Raw genomic sequence first — 17,649 nt, forward strand, 5'->3', positions numbered from 1 at the left:
TGGGATTATATAAAAAACGAAGTGGTTAAAGGTGATAATGCCGATATAGATAGAGTTATTAAAATGTTTGATGCTCTATTCGAACGCTTTATTTTAGCTTATCCGATGTTCGCGTTTCAGGAAGTAACTAAAGGTATAGAATTCGACACTCAACAGCACATCAAACATAATACGAGTAAGAATACCAGCGGTCCTATCCAGCACGTATTACTCAGAGGTTATGTAAACACCAATACCAATAAAGTAATCAAGCCATCAGTCGTTTTTTTGTGAACTGTAAGGTTAAACAAAACGACTTCTGGTGAAAATAGTTATTCATGAGAGTTTTTAATATTAAAAGTCGATAAAGATATGCCAATAAAACCACCTGGAAAATCAAACATAGCGTGTAAAGAGTGTGGTTATATTCTATCCGATAGACAAGCATTTTTAATCAAGATGCGCTTAAAGAAGTTTGTATGTCCTAAATGTCGATCGGACAAGATTACGCTCATTATGTACTAACTAACAAGACGTTTCATTAAGCGCACTGATGGTCCCAGTTCGAGGCTGTGCAAATGCACTTTGCACCTAACCCCGTGTTTAACGCTGATGCAAGACACATAGCTGAGCGTATGCACCTTGTCATAATTTGAGCACCGCAGAGTAATCAGTCAGTGTCCATACCTCACACTAACGGATACACAGGATCGCCCCAGGTGGCTGTATTGCCGTCCATCATTATTTCGATGATCAAAGGCACTATTTTTTGCATCATGCTTACGCAGTCTTTTAGCTGGGCGCGGTTGGCTTGGCTGCCGTGGGTGGCGCCGCCGTGGAGTAACTGGTTACGTAACGTATACAAACGGCTAAAAACAGCGGCTAATACCGTTGCGGTATCACTGTTTGCCAAGGCTTTGTGTGCGCGTGTTTTGGCGTGTTTGCGTGAAGCCTGCCATCTATCTTCAGTGATATATCCGGCTTGATATTCCCAATAGGCTTGCAGGATATAATCGTTATCGAGAATCACCCGGATCGGGCCTGAGAACTCTTGCCACACCAAATGGGTTAGACGTGCTTCTTTATCGAGTTGAATCAATTTTTCCAGAAAGCCTTGATAGAGGTTTTTCTCCGTAAACTGCCGTTTTTGCGCAAACTCTTGCGCATAAGCGGCGTTAAATGCAATCCATAAGAAAACAAACTGACTATCAGTATCATCCGTTTGCTCGGCTTGCTTTAGCCAGCTGAGAGCTCGGTGCACGCGAATGGATAAATTTTCTGGGTAACGATCGCGCTCTAGGCGCTGTCGGGCTTTTAGTGTCTCATAATTAGCCATAAATGCCTCTTGTCGGTGAGTGCCCCAAGGCCAACACGCTGGCCTTGGGGGATGAGCGCTTACAAATACCGCCCTTGAATATACTCGCGGAAGTGGGCGGGGTTGAGGGTTTCGCCGGTTGCATCTTTGAGTAAGTTATCGGTTGAGGTGGTGCTAGCGCGTTGCCAGATATGTTGAGACAACCAATCGAAAATCGGTGAGACATTGCCGCTGGCGATAATGCCATCCACATCCATTTGCTGACGCATCGTTTGCATCAATTGCGCGGCATACAGTGCACCCAAGGTATAGGTCGGGAAGTAGCCAAAGCTGCCATCAGTCCAGTGGATATCTTGCATACAGCCGTTTTTATAGTTGCCAGCGGTGCTGAGGCCAAGGTATTGCTGCATGGCATGATCCCAACGGTCAGGGATATGATCGACCTCCATTTTGCCACTGATAAGATCGCGCTCAATGTCGTAGCGCAACATGATGTGTGCAGGATAGGTCACTTCGTCGGCATCAACACGGATATAGCCGGGTGAGACACGTGTGAGCACGCGGTGGAAGTTGTCTACATGGAAAGCCGGGTCGTCTTGGCGGTTAAAGGCTTGTTTGGCATGCTGACAAATCAAGGTGGCGAATGCCTCACTGCGGGCAAGCTGCATTTCACAGAACAAGCTTTGGCTCTCATGCACACCCATTGAGCGCGCTTTGCCAACCGGCAAGCCGGCAAGGTGTTTGGGTAGTCCTTGCTCATAGCGCGCGTGCCCCGTTTCGTGGATCACGCCCATTAACGCCGAGGTAAAGTCTTTCTCGTCGTAGCGGGTGGTAATGCGTACATCGGTTGGCACGCCTCCACAAAATGGATGAGTGCTGACGTCTAATCGACCATGCTCGAAGTCAAAACCCAGCAGCGCCATCATTTTCTCGCCTAAGGCTTTTTGCTGAGCCTCTGCAAAGGGACCTTCGGGCAACCGTGTGGTTTGCTGGCTTTGCTTATCCACTACCGCTTGAATGGTGTCTGGTAGCCATGTTTTAAGCTCGCCAAACACTTCATCGATGCGGCTAGCGGTCATGTCTGGCTCGTACAGATCCAGTAAAGCGTCATAGGGCGAGCAGTTTTTTTGATCGGCTCGGATGTGGGCTTCTTCGCGCGCGAGTGCCACTACTTCTTTAAGGTTTTTGGCGAAGCCGTCCCAGTCGTTATTTTGACGCTGCTGTCGCCAGGCGTGTTCACATTTGGCACCGGCTAAGGATTTGGCCTTCACTAAGGTGTCAGGGAGTACACTGGCATGTTGCCACTGACGCTTCATTTCTCTGAGGCTGGCCCGTTGGGCGTCATTGAGCCGGTCTTGTTGTTCATCCAACGCGCTAAACCAGTCATGCAGTTCATGCGTAGTGAGTTGCTGATGGGTATAGAGTGCCAATTCAGCCATGGCGTCGGCACGGGCTTGACTGCCTCCGCTGGGCATCATGGTGGCTTGATCCCAACCGCAGATTGCGGCAAGGTGCTGAAAATGCGACAGACGTTTGAAGTGAGCTTCCAGCTTATCTAGTTGTTCCATAATCACTTTCCTTGTTTACAACATTGCCGATATTTTGGCAACTTGGGTGAGAAAAGCAAGGCAAATGCTGGCGTTCTGTAAGGTGAACCTGATAAGGAGTTATTTGGGGAATGTACTTGTTTGGCTATGGCAGTTTAATGAATCCTGCTTCGCGCGCGTTGACCGGAGAGTCAGGGTGGGCGTGTCCGGTAACCGTATCGGGGTTAGAGCGTTATTGGAGCAATGTCAGTGAAGCATTGATCTCTCCGTTAGTGGTATTGGAAGGGGACGGCGCGTGCAATGGCGTTTTGGTAAAGATCGCGCCAGACGCGTTGCCTGACTTTGATCGCCGTGAGGCAGGGTATCGACGTCTTGCGCTAGACGCGTCTCGTATTGCACTGCCCAAAGGGATTGCGCTTGAAGGGCCCGTGTATGTGTATGTGGCAGAGGATCGTGTCGCGCCTGATGTGCATAAACCGATCACGCAGTCGTACATAGATACGGTCATGGCAGGCTGCTTACGCTATTCGTCTGATTTTGCGGCTGAATTTTTACACACTACTCAAGGGTGGGATGCGGCGTATTGTAATGATCGGGCACAGCCGCGTTATCCACGCGTCGCCGGCGTGAGCGATGAAGATCGGGTCATGATTGATGATTTGATGAAAAACCATCTCGGCCAGCATCCCGCTGAAGCGGTATAATTAGACTTACTAGCGAGCCACGTGCAACGTTATTTTGTTTAGATTGAATAAAACAAAGCCACCGCATGAACGGTGGCTTTGTTGATTAGGGGTTGTTCACCTTGTTACCAAGGGATTTATTGTACTTCGACGTAGACAAACTCAGGTGAGGTGACTTCAACGCGACGGTTTTTCGCGCGGCCGTCCACAGTGTCATTGCTAGCAATTGGCGTGGACTCACCTTTACCCATCACGGTTAAACGCTCGGCATCGATACCCGCATCAACGAATACATCTGCTACCGCTTGTGCGCGACGCTCAGACAGTTTTTGGTTGTAGGCCGCTGGGCCTTTGCTGTCGGTGTGACCGATAATGGTCGCGGTCGCTTCTTCGTGCTGGAGTAGGCGGTTGATCAATGGTTGTAATGAGGCAGCCGCTTGTGGAGAAAGGGTTGCTTCATCAAAGCCAAACAACTCGGTTTCGCCCGCTTCTGACAAGACGATGGTTTGTGGTTCAGCAACCACTTGTGGCTCTGGCGCCGGCTCAGCCATGACTGGCTCTTCAACCATAGGCTCAGGCATCGGCTCGCTGCTGGTGCGGCCGAAGTGGTAGGTCATACCCACGGTCACAAGGTTATTGTCAACACTTGAGAAGTAGCCGTCGTCCATATCATTAATGTGTTGGTATTCAAGACGTACGTTGATGTTATCGGTCGCTTGGTGATCCACACCGATCGCGCCCATCAATGACACGTCATCGCGATCACCGGCGCTGCTGTTCCAGTTCCACCATGCGCCACCGACTTTACCGTACAACGCGGTATCCGGTTTGAGATGGTAGGCAAATTTAGGGGCCAGTGTTAACGCAGTAAGGTCACCGGCAGCACCGAGGGTTGTTCCTGACTGGTCAAATGAGGTATCAAAACGGCCAAGGTAGTCATAGGTACCTTCTAGCGCGAACCAGTTATTGAAGTTATAACCGGTAACTACGCCTGCCGCCAGCTCTGAGTCGCCGCAGTTAGCGTCAGAGACACAGCTATCTTCAAGAAATGAAGGACCCACACGGCCACCGAGGTATAGACCGCTATCTTGTTGTGCATAAGCCGCTGGTGCAACGGCTAAAAGCAGGCCTAGGCTTGTCACGACTTTTTTCATGCCACTGTCTCCTAAATAAGGATGATAAGGTATTATTGTTCGCATTAACTATGCGTTGTTATCCAGTCATTTTTGGAACGACCTTCACCCCTAGGCTAGATCTGGATAGTGGGTAACTCAATAGGAAAAAAGAGATTTAACCGAGATTTGACCCAGCCTGACGCAACTGTCTTAGGTATGCGTCAGGCTTGACCGTTGTCGGACAATTAGAAGGGAGCTAGCGTGATTTTGTCTGACTAGTGAGACGTTTTCGTTCGCCTTGTCCGCCCACAGGGCGACTTACAGATACTTGGCGTCCTTTCTTCATGCCTTTCTCGTAATCGTCGGTAATAGCGGCCATAGCGGCTTTTAGCTGTTGCTTGAAGGTTTCTCGATCAATGTTTTCGAACTCTTTGTCGATGTAGCTTTTAATCTTGTCATCGCTGTCACGTGCATCGAGCTGAGGCAGTTTCTCCAGCGCCCCTTCTAGCCAGCCGATAGTAAAAGACTGCACACGGCGCGACACTTCTTGGGTGCTGGTGCCCGAACCGGCAAAACTGTTGCGGAATTGGCCGATATGCTCATTCATCTCGCGATACACCACATCAAAGGCGAATGCGGCGAATATCGCGCGATCGGCATCACCAATAAATTCTGCTTGCTTTAAGCCTTTGTAGTTGATCAGCACACACTCCACGCCAAATCGACCATTGATACCGCGAATGATCTTCAGGATCGGTTCACTTACCGATGTAGGCAGCAGGGTTTCAGAGCGCGTTTTCCCCATGCTGATAAAGTCGATATCGTCTTGGTCGAGGCCATGTTTTCGCATCAGGCGCTCAGCCATCTTAATCGCCTGCGCTGCCTCATTGACGTTCGCTGAGTTACTTAACTCAAGGCATTTGGCGATTTTTTTGAGCGCTTTGCTTTTCGGATCTGACATGCATACTTCCCGAGAACGAACAAACGCGTATTGTATCGCGTCCGTCAATAACAACAAAGCCGTGTTGATGGATCAGAAGGCTTATTGTTCGGTTCTGCATAAAGTATGGGATTGAAAGAAATATCGCGATGACGCGGTCTATGCAGAAGTAAGTGGTTATAAGGAGCCCCATTCATGGGCATGGTCAAGCAAATGAGTCTGTCGTTGCTGGTGTTAATGGTGATCACGGCCAATGGCTACCTTGTGCTGTGGAGCATGGCGGGTGGTCTGGATTCAGCGAGTTTTGTCGCGTTGTGGTTGGCTGGCGGCGCAATCATGGCATGGTTGACGGCGCGTTATCTCTCGAGCAACAAGACGAGTGTCTGTTCCGTTGCAACCCACATGTATCCTGCGGCGCGGCCAAAACGTGCTGCGTCGCGATTGCCTGATTCACTTTTTTCGCAGCCGATTGATGTTTGGCGTATGGCCGCGAGCTTGTTGCTTGCCGTCACATCCGCCTTGTTTGCATGCCGATATCTTGATTTAGGGACGTTGGCATTGATGGTGATGGCCGGCGTCCAAGGTGTGCACGGCCTGATGGTGACGGCAGAACGCAAAGGATTGCACTGGGGCGGCATGATGCTTTTGTTTGCTGGCGTGGGGTATTTATTTGCTCCCGGTATGTACGCCCCCAGCAGTTTAGGGTTGGGCTTGGCACTTGTGGCTGGATTGGCATGGCGTGACTATTGGCAGACGCTGTCTGAACAAACAGATCAGTACCCTAAACAACTCTGTGTCAGTTTTCGGTTGAGTGTCTTACTGGCAATTGCACTGTTGATTTTCGCGTTGCCCGGTTTAACCGTGACGATATCTGGCGCCGTAGTGGCGATGATAGCTGGAGCCCTGACGGTACTCGGGATAATTTATCCTTGGCAGTGGCTTTCTACACAGGTTTCTCTGCTGTGGAAGCACACGTTATCGGTACTGGCGGTGATCGCCTTAGTTGGCGTGGTGTGGTTGGACGATGGTCAGATGATGAACATGCGTTTAGCCAGTGCGGCTTGTGTGGCCTTTATCGGCGTCATCTTGATGGGAGCGATGCCGCGTGAACAGGTACGCGGTTAATGTTTGGCGTGATGAGCAATAAATTAAACTGTTTATCTATACAGTGCTTTTGTCGGTTTGTTACACTCTTAGTATGATTTCTTGAGTTAGATGCTAAATAGTGGCTTTGTCGACAACGTCTCAACCGTATGTTCAAAAAGGGTTCGTTATTACGCGCCAACAACGTGATCGGGGCGAGTCGAGTACCATCGTGCTGTGGCTCTCTACACCTGATGGACCGGTAAAACTCTGTATTGAGAATCAACAAAGCGTCTTTTTTATTCCTCAAGAAGAGCAACAACGCGCACAAGCACTGCTTCCTTCTATCGATCCGCACGCCTACTGCAAAACCGTCCCGTTGGCGACCTTTCAACATATTCCTTTGGTCGCCTGTTACTTCAGTACCGTCAAACGCGCCCAAGAAGGGCAACGTGTATTAAGTGGTGCTGCCATTCCGCTCTATGAAGGGGATTTGCGTCTTGCGGATCGCTATCTGATGGAGCGCTATATTTGCGGCAGCTTACTGTTTGCCGGCAATGCGCGTCAGCGAGCAGGTTACCTCGAAGTGACGCAAGGTAAAGCAAAGGCGCAGGCGTATACGCCACAGTTACGCCATGTATCACTGGATATTGAATGCTCAGAAAAAGGCCAGCTGTACTCGATTGGCTTGGACAGTGACATGGATAGCCGCGTGATTATGGTCGGGGCGCCACAACCCGATGCCCCCGCATGGATAGAATGGGTTAGCGACGAAGTCTCCTTGTTATCGGCGCTTGAGCGCTGGTTTACCACCTATGATCCTGATGTGGTGGTGGGATGGAACGTGATTGATTTTGACTTCCGTTTGCTGGTCAAGCGCGCGCAGCGTCATCAAAAGTCACTCCGTATTGGCCGCGGCGGTGAGACTGCCTATTGGCGAGAAGGAAATGCCAATAAGTCTGGTTTTATTAGCTTGGCAGGACGTGTGGTCATTGATGGGATTGATGCGCTGAAAACGGCGACCTATGGTTTTCGCTCTTGGGCGCTTGAGTCAGTCGCGCAAACGCTGCTTGGTGAGGGAAAGGCCATCGACGATCCGCATGATCGGATGGCGTCTATCAATCGCATGTTTCATCACGATAAAGTCGCGCTCGCCACCTATAACTTGCAAGACTGCCGATTGGTTAATCGCATCTTTGCCCATACGCATTTGCTTGATTTTATGATTGAGCGCTCGCGTCTCACCGGTGTCGAGCTAGATCGGGTCGGAGGCTCTGTTGCTGCGTTTACCAACTTGTATCTCCCGCGCTTACATCGCTCGGGGTATGTGGCGCCTAATTTGGCCAGCGATGGTTGGATTGCAAGCCCTGGCGGCTATGTAATGGACTCTAAACCCGGCCTTTATCATTCGGTACTGGTGTTGGATTTTAAGTCGCTGTACCCGTCTATTATTCGCACGTTTTTGATTGATCCGCTAGGGCTGGTTGAAGGCTTAAAGTCACAACAAGCAGGCGAAGAGCGCAATATTGTGCCCGGCTTTCGCGGTGGTGTGTTTCACCGAGAAAAGCATTACTTGCCGGCATTGATTGATGATTTATGGCAAGCGCGCGATCGCGCTAAAAAAGCCGGAGAAAAAGCCTTCTCACAAGCGATAAAAATCATCATGAACTCATTTTATGGGGTGCTAGGATCGTCAGGGTGTCGTTTCTTTGATCACCGACTGGCGTCGTCGATTACGATGCGGGGTCATGAGATTATGAAAACCACTCGTGAACTGATTGAGGCACAAGGCTATGAAGTGATCTATGGCGATACAGACTCGACCTTTGTTTCCTTGGGCGGTGATAAGGCGAGTGAGGACGCTGATGCTATTGGTCAATCGCTGGTTGATCACGTTAATAGCTGGTGGCGCCAGCACTTACGAGAAACTTATGATCTCGAATCGGCGCTAGAAATTGAGTATGAAACCCATTATCAGCGTTTTTTGATGCCCACCATTCGCGGCCAAGAAACCGGTAGCAAAAAGCGATATGCAGGTCGCGTCGTGGATAGAGAATCGGGTCACGCTGAGATCGTGTTTAAAGGCTTGGAGACGGTGAGAACCGATTGGACACCGCTTGCACAGCAATTCCAGCAACAGCTTTATCAACGCGTCTTCGATGGTGAAGAAGTGGACGAGTTTATTCGTGAGCTGGTGACCAGCACCAGCAAAGGCGAGCACGATGAACGCTTAGTGTACCGTAAGCGGCTTCGTCGTCCGTTATCGGAATATCAAAAGAATGTGCCTCCCCATGTGCGCGCGGCACGCTTAGCTGATAGCGAAAATCATCAACGTGGGCGCGCTCAGCAGTATCAACGCGGTGGCTGGATTGAATACGTGATCACCGTTAATGGCCCCGAACCCCTTGCTTACCGGCGTAGCCCGATTGATTATCAGCATTATATTGATAAGCAACTTAAGCCTATTGCCGATGGTATTTTGCCGTTTATTGGTAAAGAGTTTGATACCTTAGCCTTGCCACAATTAGGCTTGTTTTAACCAAACTTGCATTTCTGCCCAGTGCCCGCTTGAATGAATAGACGAGCAGGGAGGTAGATGTGGAACAACTGGATTTCTTCGAGGTGCCAAGTCCATGCAAAGGCATCTGCGAAGTGAACAACAAAGGCTATTGCAAGGGGTGTTTTCGCAGTCGCGAAGAACGCTTTCATTGGTTTGAATTAACCAATGAACAAAAACGCAATGTTGTTCGCCTCTGCCATCAGCGTTATGAGCGCATCATGCGTGCCAAGCGCAAACAGATGCGTGATGCTGCTTTAGATCCCCAACCGATCCCGTCACAACCCTCATTGTTTGATGATGAGGACCCCACCCAGTAAGCATTCAGCGTACCTTCTCTTTCTCGCTTTGATTTTTTCACTGGCCACGAGTGGCGCCATTACCGAGTGTTTCTAAACTTAGGTAAGGAGGGCGAGGGCATGCGCAGTCAAACTTGTTCATTTAAAAGCAGTAAAGGCTGGTGTTGCGATCAGCCAGCCGGACAGTCCGGGCTATGCTATTGGCATGATCCGGACATTGATAAGTGTGGTCATGACGTAAAAGCAGACGTGGAAAAATGGGCGTCATCAGGAAAACCGCTTGATGGCTTTCAACTTGCCCGAACCGACCTAACTGACATTGATTTAGTGAACCGAGGAAGTCGCGAAGGCTACTCGTGCCAAGGCGCGGATTTTTATCGAGCGAACATGGCTGAAGCGCATTGCTTTGGATTGGATTTACGCGGCGCCTCATTAATGAAAGCCAACTTGCTACGCGCGAATTTAAACTGTGCGCGGCTAGATGGCAGCAACTTGTTAGGTGCAGATCTGGCTCGTGCAGGCCTTGAGAATGTGGACTGGGGAAAAGAGCTCAAGCAAGAACGACTGGCCTACAAAGAGCGTGATCCGGCAAGGCGAAAATCGCTATTTCAAGAGTCCGAAGAAGTCTGCCGAAACGTGCGTAAACAATGCGAAAAGCAGGGGTTATTTGAAGTCGCTGGGTATTTTTTTAAAAAAGAGATGCGGTTTCGGCGCTACCAAATGCCTAAGTTGAGTTTTCGACGTTGGCTTTCCAAGATTGTTGATCTCTTTTGCGGCTATGGTGAAGATCCGCTGCGCGTGGTGGTCTTTTCGGTTCTGGTGATTGTGTCGTGTGCGCTGGCGTATTTTGCCCTTGGCACCACACAAAGCAATCCCATCTATCCAGATGTGACTGGCTGGCAGCGATACTTTTATGAATTGTTGAACGCCGTATATTTTAGTGTTGTCACCTTTACCACCCTCGGTTACGGTGATATATCGCCGCACGGCGTGGCGCGTTTTATTGCCGCCTTTGAAGCGTTTCTTGGCAGCTTTACGATGGCGCTATTTGTTGTCGTATTTGTCAAAAAGATGACGAGATAAAAGCGCGGTGGTGTGTACTATATAGAAATATGTTGATTAGGATAAAAGCGCGCCTCGGCGAAGCGCGCTTAGTTACTTTATAGAAGTCCACTAATTGATTGTACTAAGCCTTGCTTCAACACAGGCTCAGCCTCAGCAAACTCTAGGTTAACTTTATTGGCAGTGGAAAGAACACGTGTTTGATATCGTTTCCATTGTGTTTCTTGGGTTGATGTTACGACCTTCTTACTGTTCGTGCCTTGCGCGAGTTGAGAGTCAAGCGCTTCAGTCACAACGACACCCGCAGAGGCGCGCTCTGAGATTTGTAGGTCGGTAATCATTGAATAATAAACGTCCTCAACCAACGCATCAGCAACCAAGCCAATGGCCGCACCTGCGAGAGATGTTGCACCTCGGCCTGAACCGCCGCCAAATTGAGCACCAACAAGGGCGCCACCAACGGCGCTTCCAAAGCCCTGAGATAGGAAGTTTTCGCTATCACGCAGATCCGATTTACCGACTTGCAGAATATTCGCTTGGATCATGTAGTGAGCTTTATCTGGATTGTCGAGGACTTTATATCCGCGGCTTTCAATATTCGCTTTAATATCAGACTTAATATCGAGATTAGGCTTATCGGAAGTATTGCGAATTTGTAAGAACACGGTGCGTTTTGAAGGAGCCACTGGGTCTAAAAAGACGGTGTTACTCATTTTGGTTTGCACATCAAGGTTACGTTTTTTAACGAGAGTATTGGTGGCTGAGCAGCCCGTTAACATTAACGCCAAGGACATAAATGCAACAACAAAAATGCTTTTTTTCATGGTGGGATATAACATGTGTATTAAAAGGGAGGCTAAGTTAATCAACTTAATAGTCAAATTGGAATGCTGTTATCACGTTCATTCTCCCTTTTTTGATCTAGGTCTCCATTTATGACATTTTCATGACATGTAAACCTTACTTTTGCGCTAGGTCAAGAATGCTCGGGATAAAAAAAAGACGCCCGTGGGCGCCTTTTATCACATCATTATTCGCTGAGGAATTAGATGCGGATGAAGTCCATGTGTTCAACTTTTGGCTTGAACGGGTGACGTTGGATGTCTTGTGGCTTCACTTTAACTTCTTGGCCATCGATAACCAGGATGATGCCTTCGTAGAACTCAGGCTTGTCCATTTGGTTAACAACAACTGGGTGGTCAAGTGCGATAGATACAGGCTCTTGGTTACCACCGTAAACGATAGCAGGGAATTTCTTCTGATGACGCAGGCGGCGGCTCGCACCTTTACCTTTCTCTGCGCGTACTTCAGCTTCGAATTTCATCATAATTAATAACTCTCTTTAGAGTGAAAATATAGTACTGAGCGTAGCGACCTAACTCAATACCCAAAAACGAGCGCGGATAGTAGCACTGCTTGGGGGGTAAAACAAGCCATAACGCGCAGGATGGCGCAATCGCGATGCGTTAAAGGTCGGCGTCGGCGAATTGTTGACCGCGACTTTGGGCAAGCAGTGCATCAAGGCGATCTTGAGAAAGAAAGTCATCAACATCAAAAATCTTTTGGCGTAAGTGCCAAAAACGTCCTTGCTTGCGCGCGACGATAAAGTCCGGTGCCCGAAACCTGTGTTGTGCCGCTGCAATTTTGGTTGCGGCCGTATCGGTAAAGGGACGGTGTCTATCGACCAAATGAGGGCGGACAAAGCGTGCTAGCACATCCTGCTTTTGTTTCTTAGTTGCAAGCGGCCATATTTCATGAAGATCTGTTCCCTCACTGGTGTGATAGGTCACTTTCAACTGTGGCTTTTGATAACGGTTTTTTCCTGCAGTGAGTGACAGATCCACACAGGCCATCACCAGTGCGTCTTTGAGTTTAAGTGCTTCACGGAGCTTTTTATCCGGATCGACCAATGGCTTGTCACACTGATGACAGCGCCGCGCGGCGATATCGTTATCGGCACCGCATTCATCGCAGAATTTGGCGCGAAAACGGTAACCACATATTTCGCGTTCGCCGTCGTCGTCTTCAAAGTACCCTTGGCATTGACGGCCATAATGCTCAATCAAAAAGCCATTGTCGTCGAGTTTCCCCCAAAAGCTGTTATTAAACCCACACGCAGGACAAGGGACGGTAACGAGTTCACTGTCGCTGTCTGGTTTTGGCATGCCGATTTCGGGTTGATACAAGTCGTAGACGTTACCGGCATAATCGAGGATTAAACAGTCTTTTTTCCCGGGCGAAAGGCGCAAGCCACGGCCAGCAATTTGTTGATACAAACTCACTGATTCGGTTGGACGTAAAATGGCAATCAAATCGACGTGAGGGGCATCAAACCCCGTGGTTAGAACAGAGACATTGACCAAGTATTTGAGCTGTTTTTGCTTAAAGGCTTGGATCAGCGCATCGCGTTCAGGGCCGGGTGTATCACCAATAATCAAGGCGGATTCGTGTGGCGGCAGTAGGGCGAGCACTTCCTTCGCGTGGCTGACGGTCGCGGCAAAAATCATGACGCCCTGACGCTGCTTGGCATAGGACATTACTTGCTCAATGATTTGCGGCGTCGCGCGTGGTGCATTGGCCACGACCTTCTCTAAATCGGCTTCACGATAGTAACCGTTGGCGGTGCGAGAGACTTGCGAAAAGTCGTAACTGAGAAGGGGTGCATCCAGCACATGAGCGGGGGTTAAAAATCCTTCATCGAGCAAATGGCTAATCGGCAGCTCGAAGACACAGTCACGAAAAAAGCGCGCTTCGGTGGTGCGGACTTTTCCACTGGTGTGATACTGATAAATCCAGCCTTGGCCCAGTCGATAGGGGGTTGCGGTGAGTCCCAACACTTTTAATCCGGCATTCACGTTTTGTAAATGGCTAATCACACGGCGATAACTGCTATCTTGATTGTCAGGCACGCGGTGGCACTCGTCGATAACTAGCAGCGAAAACTGATCCGCGAATGCTTCCAAGTTGCGTACCACCGATTGTACCGAGGCAAACACCACTTTTTCGTGTGATTCTTTGCGTCCCAGCCCTGCGGAGAAGATGCCTCCGGTTAGCCCATATCCTTCATACTTAGCATGATTTTGTTCCACCAGCTCTTTCACATGGGCGAGTACGAGAACGCGCCCTTTCGCGATGCGAGCAAGCTCTGCGATCACCAAGCTTTTGCCAGCACCGGTGGGGAGTACGGCGACGGCAGGTGTGCTGTGACGACGAAAATAATGAAGCACACCTTTGACGGCGTCAGACTGATACGGACGAAGGGTATACATAATAATCAGTAATCAACGTTACTCTCAGTGTGTGGGGAAACCACCAGAAGCGTTGGCGGTTTTCGGGATTGGCGATAAATGTGTTCCACAAAAAACGGCCCTTTTGAGGCCGTTTAATTTTACTGACTTATGGAGCGAGGTACAGGACTTTACAGGCGCTTTGACATTATGCAGTGCTGACGGCGAGGTTGGTAATCAAATTGCTCATAAAACAAGCGGGCACCTTTGTTACCAATGTTGACCTCGAGGATCACCGCGACACAGTCATGCTGCTTGGCGGTTGCTTCAACTAAGGGGATCACTTGGGAACCGACACCTTGGCGCCGCCAGTTTTGTGCGATAAAAAACTGATCAATCACGCCCACGCTGCCACCATTTTCAACGCTAAAGCTGTACACCAAGACCAAGTAGCCAATGGTCTCGCACTCGCCATTATGCTCAACATCAATCAGAAATACAGCCCCACGCTCTGGATGTGAGAGTAGCGTTTTAAACGCCGTTTCTACAGGCTCGCGATCGAAGGGAAGCGCTTCATGCTCGTGCTGCGCGCGCGACATGGCGATTAGCGTTTCAAAAGCATTAGCGTCCGGCTGGCGAAGAGAAACAATCATAGTGTTACCTTATTTATCACTGATTAGTCGAGAGACGCCAGTATCATACCCAGTCATTGAATAGGCTCAATCGCCACAACGTGTTGCATTGGCACGATGTGACGGACTCGTCGTCTCGATAAAAAGCCTGCGTGAGGCCTTGCATCTAATTTGTGGATTGGCGATAGCATGAGACAAGTTTATGTCACGGCCGTTCAGTATGCAGGTCAATCCATTGAAACTTGATCTGTGTCTTACTGCCTATGTGACGTATAATCGCCGCAAATACAGGTGTAACGAGCAGTCACATGCGATTAGATAAGTTTTTATGTGAGACCTTAGGGGTGACGCGAAAGCAAGCCGCACGCGTTCTGAAAAGTGAAGTGATTACCGTCAACGGTGAGGTAATCAAATCTGGCGCCGTTAAAATCAGCGACGATGCTGAGGTTGAGTTTGAAGGCCAGCGACTGATGCTGTCCGGGCCGCGTTACTTTATGATGCACAAACCCGCGGGTGTGGTGTGTTCCCATGAAGATGCATTCAACCCCACGGTATTTGTGCTTTTAGAAGAAGTGAATGCGGAAAAACTGCATATCGCTGGCCGATTAGACGCTGACACAACAGGCTTGTTGTTGTTAACCGACGATGGGCAGTGGTCACACCGTATCACTTCACCCAAGCATAAATGCGATAAAACCTATCGTGTATGGCTAGCGGATCCACTTGCCGATGATGTCGCCGCTCAGTTTGAGCAGGGTGTTATGTTACGCGGTGAAAAAGAAGAGACCTTACCAGCGACGCTCGAAAAAGTGGATGAGTGCGAGGTGCTGCTGACTATTCAAGAAGGGAAGTACCATCAGGTGAAGCGCATGTTTGCTGCGGTGGGTAACCGTGTTGAGGCATTGCACCGTGAGTCAGTTGGGCCGTTATGCTTGGACGAATCCCTTGAGCCGGGCGAATATCGTCCATTGACCGCTGATGAAGTGGCCATGTTTATCAAATAAAAGCACGCCTTAGGCATTCCGTTATTCGCACAGTGATGAAAAATGGGGTGTCTTTTTCAGGAGTCTGTCAGTCAGGCTCCTTTATATTTCCGCCGAAGACTGTTTTTTTGTTGCGAAAGAGACAATCTGCGCCCAGATTTCATGCTGGGTGTCGTTGCTTATTGCGCTATGCAATAACAACAAAAAGAAAGACATTCTTTCCCGCACAGAAACAATAAACTGTTACAATTCGATCTACCTCACGTTATTTCCTGTTGCTCTGTCTTTCACGTTAAGGAGTGTTATGTCGCAATCATCGGCTGTCACGGTGTCACCGACACAACTCAGTTGGCTTTTGATTATCATTTTGGGCGCGATCGCGGCGCTGACACCTCTTGCCATCGATATGTACTTGCCTGCGATGCCAGCCATCGCTGGCGATTTGGGGGCACCCAATAGTGCAGTGAAGTCGACCCTAGTAGCATATACGGCCGGATTTGCGATTGGCCAGCTCTTTCACGGGCCAATCTCCGACAGCTATGGACGCAAGCCGGTAATGCTTGGCGGGGTGATGCTGTTTTTTATCTGCGCTGTCGTCAGTGCGCTCGCCGAAGACATCAACGTATTGATGCTGGCTCGCTCTACCCAAGGCTTTGCTGGAGCCGCGGCCGCCGTGATCATTCAAGCCTTGGTGCGTGATATGTTCGAGCGTGAAGAGTTTGCACGCACCATGTCATTTATCACCTTGGTGATGACCATTGCACCGCTTGCTGCTCCCATGATTGGCGGCTATTTGCTGACGTGGTTCGATTGGCGTGCGATTTTTTGGGTATTGGCCGGCTGGGCGTGTTTTGTGATGGTCTGTATTGTGGTGAAAATTCCCGAGACCTTGCCCCAAAATCATCGTCCGCCGCTGCGTATCGGTGCTTCGCTGCGTAACTATGCGCGTATGCTGAAAACGCCGTTTGCGGTCGGTATGATCTTTTGCTCTGGCTTCTCTTTTGCTGGCATGTTCTCGTTTCTTACCGCCGGCTCGTTTGTCTATATCGACTATTACGGCGTCAGTGCCAAGGCATTTGGTTATCTGTTTGGCCTTAACATTGTTTGCTTGATCATCATGACCTTTTTGAATGGTCGGCTGGTGCGCAAAATGGGCTCTCACTGGATGTTGCGTTTCGGCTTGGCGATTCAGCTGGTTGCCGGTATCGCGATTGCAGTCTGTCAGTGGTTAGACCTTGGTCTTTGGGGAACCGTGATCCCCGTGATGACTTACGTCGGTGTGATTTCAACTATCGGCAGTAACAGCATGGCTTGTTTACTGTCTTGTTATCCGCAAATGGCCGGTACCGCATCGTCGCTAGCAGGGACGATGCGCTTTGGTATTGGCTCACTAGTCGGGGCTGGGGTAGCGGTCGTCTCTGATGGCACGCCGTGGGGGATGATTGGCGCTATCGCGATTTGTGCGATACTCTCTGCCGCTTTCTATTGGTTACTCGCGCGAAAAGAACCATGAGTTACGTGACCCATATCCAGACGGTAGTGAATACCGCGTTTGCAGACATTGAAGCCGCTATTGCGGCGCGAAAGCTCGTTGATGCTCCCGCTGCTCGAGAAGCGTTTTTAGGACGTTGGGTGGCACAAGCGGCCAAAAAACAGCGCTTCCATCACAGTGTGAAAGCCGATCTACAACGTTGGGTGCAGCGTGCCCGTAGTGCGGGCACCAAAGCGGCGTTAGAAGCGGAATTTCGTCAAATTCAATCGGTTTACCAAGCTTGGTTCCCGGTGAGTGCGCCGGCTAACGCCGTGATGTACACCCAGCTATGTCAGCTAATCGATGCGGCAAAAGCGGCGCAGTGGATGGTGCATACTGACGCTACCATTGACCGCAAAGTAAGAGTGATCTCTGACGGGCAGCATTCATTGGCAGTGTGTCCCGATGCGACTCAAGCGGCTTTTGACTCAGAGGGCGTACTGGTTAAGCCGTTAAGTGTGTACGTGCGAGGCCCAGAAAACACCTTTATTGGTTGGGCACATCAAGCAGGATTAGCACCGACGAAAGTGACTGCCTATAAGTCAATCGTGAAATACCATGCCGAGTATCTCATTTGGCCACAAAACCAAGCAGATAGTTTGATGGTGATGCCCGTACCGACAACCCAAAAATAATCGATATAAACCGCCAGTTGGCGGTTTTTTCTTCATATAAAGGCAAGTACACTAAGGCCAT

Annotated in this window: 16 protein-coding genes and 1 pseudogene; 9 read left to right on the top strand and 8 right to left on the bottom strand. The window is 49.6% G+C overall.

All coding sequences use genetic code 11. The features are described 5' to 3' along the window. A pseudogene (locus tag BZG82_RS16535) lies at nt 1-273 on the top strand (hypothetical protein); the annotation flags it as partial. A 394-nt stretch (nt 274-667) separates the two neighbouring features. On the opposite strand, the gene BZG82_RS05400 reads toward BZG82_RS16535, so the two are convergent. Then, nucleotides 668-1,315, bottom strand: coding sequence for a HEPN domain-containing protein (locus BZG82_RS05400; RefSeq protein ID WP_077765344.1), 648 nt, complete (start codon nt 1,313-1,315; stop codon nt 668-670). A 59-nt stretch (nt 1,316-1,374) separates the two neighbouring features. Continuing rightward, nucleotides 1,375-2,862 (bottom strand): carboxypeptidase M32, encoded by a 1,488-nt coding sequence (locus BZG82_RS05405; RefSeq protein WP_077661965.1) that lies wholly within the window; start codon nt 2,860-2,862, stop codon nt 1,375-1,377. Between the two features lie 110 nt (nt 2,863-2,972). Here BZG82_RS05405 and BZG82_RS05410 point away from each other — a divergent pair, with 110 nt between their 5' ends. Next, the gene (locus BZG82_RS05410; protein ID WP_077765345.1) at nt 2,973-3,545 is read left to right on the top strand and encodes a gamma-glutamylcyclotransferase family protein; all 573 of its coding nucleotides are present in this window, start codon (nt 2,973-2,975) and stop codon (nt 3,543-3,545) included. Nucleotides 3,546-3,661: 116 nt separating this feature from the next. Here the strand turns inward: BZG82_RS05410 and BZG82_RS05415 are convergent, their stop codons facing one another. Together BZG82_RS05415 and BZG82_RS05420 are read right to left on the bottom strand one after the other, a co-directional pair. Further along, complete coding sequence (locus BZG82_RS05415) at nt 3,662-4,678, bottom strand: OmpA family protein (protein WP_077765346.1); 1,017 nt, start codon at nt 4,676-4,678, stop codon at nt 3,662-3,664. A 217-nt stretch (nt 4,679-4,895) separates the two neighbouring features. Further along, nucleotides 4,896-5,600, bottom strand: a complete 705-nt coding sequence (locus BZG82_RS05420; protein ID WP_069588488.1) for a DUF2786 domain-containing protein — start codon at nt 5,598-5,600, stop codon at nt 4,896-4,898. Nucleotides 5,601-5,774: 174 nt separating this feature from the next. On the opposite strand from BZG82_RS05420, the gene BZG82_RS05425 reads away from it, so the two are divergent. From BZG82_RS05425 to BZG82_RS05440, 4 genes are all read left to right on the top strand, one after another. Further along, nucleotides 5,775-6,704: a hypothetical protein gene (locus tag BZG82_RS05425; RefSeq protein ID WP_077765347.1), complete on the top strand. Its 930-nt coding sequence runs from the start codon at nt 5,775-5,777 to the stop codon at nt 6,702-6,704. Nucleotides 6,705-6,801: 97 nt separating this feature from the next. Beyond that, complete coding sequence (locus BZG82_RS05430; RefSeq protein ID WP_443216478.1) at nt 6,802-9,201, top strand: DNA polymerase II; 2,400 nt, start codon at nt 6,802-6,804, stop codon at nt 9,199-9,201. Nucleotides 9,202-9,260: 59 nt separating this feature from the next. Beyond that, the gene (locus tag BZG82_RS05435; protein ID WP_077765349.1) at nt 9,261-9,539 is read left to right on the top strand and encodes a DUF1289 domain-containing protein; all 279 of its coding nucleotides are present in this window, start codon (nt 9,261-9,263) and stop codon (nt 9,537-9,539) included. A gap of 99 nt (nt 9,540-9,638) precedes the next feature. Next, complete coding sequence (locus BZG82_RS05440) at nt 9,639-10,601, top strand: ion channel (RefSeq protein ID WP_077765350.1); 963 nt, start codon at nt 9,639-9,641, stop codon at nt 10,599-10,601. A 77-nt stretch (nt 10,602-10,678) separates the two neighbouring features. Here the strand turns inward: BZG82_RS05440 and BZG82_RS05445 are convergent, their stop codons facing one another. From BZG82_RS05445 to BZG82_RS05460, 4 genes are all read right to left on the bottom strand, one after another. Further along, the gene (locus tag BZG82_RS05445) at nt 10,679-11,404 is read right to left on the bottom strand and encodes a complement resistance protein TraT (RefSeq protein ID WP_077457073.1); all 726 of its coding nucleotides are present in this window, start codon (nt 11,402-11,404) and stop codon (nt 10,679-10,681) included. Nucleotides 11,405-11,625: 221 nt separating this feature from the next. Beyond that, on the bottom strand, nt 11,626-11,904 hold the full coding sequence (gene rplY, locus BZG82_RS05450; RefSeq protein ID WP_069588543.1) for a 50S ribosomal protein L25: 279 nt from the start codon (nt 11,902-11,904) through the stop codon (nt 11,626-11,628). A 142-nt stretch (nt 11,905-12,046) separates the two neighbouring features. Beyond that, nucleotides 12,047-13,849: a DEAD/DEAH box helicase gene (locus tag BZG82_RS05455; RefSeq protein ID WP_077765351.1), complete on the bottom strand. Its 1,803-nt coding sequence runs from the start codon at nt 13,847-13,849 to the stop codon at nt 12,047-12,049. A 149-nt stretch (nt 13,850-13,998) separates the two neighbouring features. Next, on the bottom strand, nt 13,999-14,460 hold the full coding sequence (locus BZG82_RS05460) for a GNAT family N-acetyltransferase (RefSeq protein ID WP_077480701.1): 462 nt from the start codon (nt 14,458-14,460) through the stop codon (nt 13,999-14,001). Between the two features lie 287 nt (nt 14,461-14,747). Between BZG82_RS05460 and rsuA the strand changes: the two genes are divergently transcribed. The 3 genes from rsuA (at nt 14,748) to BZG82_RS05475 (ending at nt 17,588) form a co-directional block, all read left to right on the top strand. Next, nucleotides 14,748-15,443 carry a 16S rRNA pseudouridine(516) synthase RsuA gene (gene rsuA / locus BZG82_RS05465; RefSeq protein WP_077480699.1) on the top strand — a complete coding sequence of 232 codons (696 nt, stop codon included), beginning with the start codon at nt 14,748-14,750 and terminating at the stop codon, nt 15,441-15,443. 283 nt (nt 15,444-15,726) lie between these two features. Then, a complete protein-coding gene (locus tag BZG82_RS05470) occupies nt 15,727-16,935 on the top strand; it encodes a Bcr/CflA family multidrug efflux MFS transporter (protein ID WP_241837347.1) in 1,209 nt (402 codons plus the stop codon). Next, nucleotides 16,932-17,588, top strand: a complete 657-nt coding sequence (locus BZG82_RS05475) for a DUF2913 family protein (protein ID WP_077661961.1) — start codon at nt 16,932-16,934, stop codon at nt 17,586-17,588. Before BZG82_RS05470 ends, BZG82_RS05475 begins: the two co-directional genes overlap by 4 nt. Nucleotides 17,589-17,649 lie beyond the last annotated feature (61 nt).

Origin of the sequence: Salinivibrio sp. PR5 (assembly GCF_001996085.1) — a bacterium.
In the GTDB taxonomy this organism is placed as follows: Bacteria; Pseudomonadota; Gammaproteobacteria; order Enterobacterales; family Vibrionaceae; genus Salinivibrio; species Salinivibrio proteolyticus.